Origin of the sequence: Amycolatopsis echigonensis, from assembly GCF_014174495.1 — a bacterium.
Taxonomy (GTDB): Bacteria; Actinomycetota; Actinomycetes; order Mycobacteriales; family Pseudonocardiaceae; genus Amycolatopsis; species Amycolatopsis echigonensis.
Window position 1 is genome coordinate 1 of sequence record NZ_JACJHR010000210.1, and the last position, 1,858, is coordinate 1,858.

The 1,858-nt window shown below is 63.1% G+C and carries 4 protein-coding genes; 1 reads left to right on the plus strand and 3 read right to left on the minus strand.

Annotated features, from left to right (window positions below; genetic code table 11):
* Both H5411_RS46300 and H5411_RS46305 read right to left on the minus strand, forming a co-directional pair.
* A partial coding sequence (locus tag H5411_RS46300) for an IS3 family transposase (RefSeq protein WP_183128005.1) occupies window positions 1–588 on the minus strand: 588 nt, incomplete at its 3' end.
* Window positions 589–596: 8 nt separating this feature from the next.
* Window positions 597–887 carry a transposase gene (locus H5411_RS46305; RefSeq protein WP_183128002.1) on the minus strand — a complete coding sequence of 97 codons (291 nt, stop codon included), beginning with the start codon at window positions 885–887 and terminating at the stop codon, window positions 597–599.
* 16 nt (window positions 888–903) lie between these two features.
* Here H5411_RS46305 and H5411_RS48285 point away from each other — a divergent pair, with 16 nt between their 5' ends.
* Entirely contained in the window at window positions 904–1,254 is a 351-nt protein-coding gene (locus tag H5411_RS48285; protein ID WP_220818382.1) for an integrase core domain-containing protein, read from the plus strand.
* A 63-nt stretch (window positions 1,255–1,317) separates the two neighbouring features.
* Here H5411_RS48285 and H5411_RS46315 read toward each other — a convergent pair.
* Window positions 1,318–1,858, minus strand: a 541-nt coding sequence (locus H5411_RS46315) for a hypothetical protein (RefSeq protein ID WP_183128004.1), incomplete at its 5' end; no start/stop codon positions are given.

Genomic DNA, 1,858 nt, shown 5'->3' on the forward strand with positions numbered 1-1,858 from the left:
TTGTGATCCGTGATCGGAATGTAGGATAGTGGTGCCGGCTTCGGGTTTGCGGCGGAGGGTGGCTATGCCGAGTGCGTCGATCACCAGCTCGGTGCGCATGTGATTGTCGATGGACCAGCCGATGATACGCCGGGAATAGGCGTCCATGACGGCGGCGCAATACAGTTTCCCTTCGTCGGTGGGATGTTCGGTGATGTCGGTCAGCCACAGCCGGTTCGGGCCCTCGACGGTGAACGTGCGGTTGACCAGGTCTTCGGCGGGCTGCTCGGCGGGGTTGCGGATCGTGCAGCCGCGGCGCCGGCGCCGGTAGAGGCCCTGGATGCCGGCTTCGCGCATGAGTCGGGCCACTCGCTTGTGGTTGACGTTCACGCCCATTCCCAGTACGAGTTCGGCGTGCACGCGCGGCCATCCGTAGGTGCCGCGGGAGTCGGCGTGAATGGCCTCGATGTGTTTGAGTAGCAATTTGTTGTCCTGTTCCCTGGGCGAGGGTGGCCGGTCGCGCCACTCGTAATAGCCCGATCGTGACACATTCAGTACCCGACAGGCCACCGCGACGTCGATATCGTCCGCGGCCAGTTCACGGACCAGCGGGTAGACTACTTTGGGAGGATGTTCTCCCGCGCGAAGTAAGCGGCCGCACGCTTGAGAATCTCATTTTCCATTTCGAGCTGACGGTTCTTCCTCCGCAGCTCGGCTAGCTCTTTCTTCTCCGCGCTCGTCAACCGGGTCGTCGAGCCGTTCTGGTCCGCATCCGCCTGGGACATCCAGTTCCGCAGGCAGGACTCGCTGATCCCTAGCTCCCTGGCCAGCTCGGCGACCGGTTTGGAGCCTTGACGAGCCAGCTCAACGGCACGACGACGAAACTCAGGCGGGTGTGGTGCAGGCACCGGAACATCCTTCCTGGTGACCCAGGGTCACCTCAGGCCAGGTGTCCGGATCAAGGGGCCAAGCTCAGTTGAATCCGCCCAATACACCTCATGGGCATTCGGGCAACGACTCCGCACTGCCGGACTGCTCGCCTCCATGGGAACCGTCGGCGATTGTTACGACAACGCCATGATGGAATCCTTCTGGGGCACCCTGCAACTCGAACTACTCGACACGAAAACATGGACAACCCGCGACAACCTTGCCAACGCGATATTCGAATGGATAGAGTGCTGGTACAACCCGAAACGGCGGCATTCCAGCATCGGGATGCACGCCCCGGTCACGTTTGAGGCCCTCCACACACCACCAGACACGACCACCTGACCCCACACCCGCCGTGTCCGGCGAACGGGGGGAAGCTCACGGGCACGTGTGGGGAGAACCTGCTTACGATGCGGTGTCGCTTGCTCGGTGTCCGATGGCCTGGCGGACGATGGCGATCGCCGCGTTCGTGCGACGTTCCATATAGGACAGGAGCTTGTCCGTGTTGTCCGTCCAGATGGCTTCGAAGCTGTCGAGGGTCTGGTCGACGGCCTGGGCGGGTGCGGTGGCGTAGAACTCTTCCATGGCGGGGTATACCCCGTCGCTTCGCTTGCGCAGCCACAAGCGGCGGAACGTGTCCCGGTCACTGCGGCGGACGGGTGCTCCGGTGATGTCAGCGTTCTTGATGAGCTGCACGCCGACGAGGTCGCTGATCTCCTCCAGTGCGGCTTGAACCACGAGGCGGTCAGCGATCAGGCTTCGGTCAACGGACCTGATCGCGGAAGCGGGTGCTGAGTAGTACCGCCGCACGCGGTACACCGCCCATGGCATGGTCCTCATGCGGTCTGCGGCTAGTTTGATCACCTCGGTGGCGCGGTCGCGTTGCAGCCGGGTGATCAGCGACTTACCGGGGCCGAACAGCCCAGACCGCGGATTGAGCGCGAGA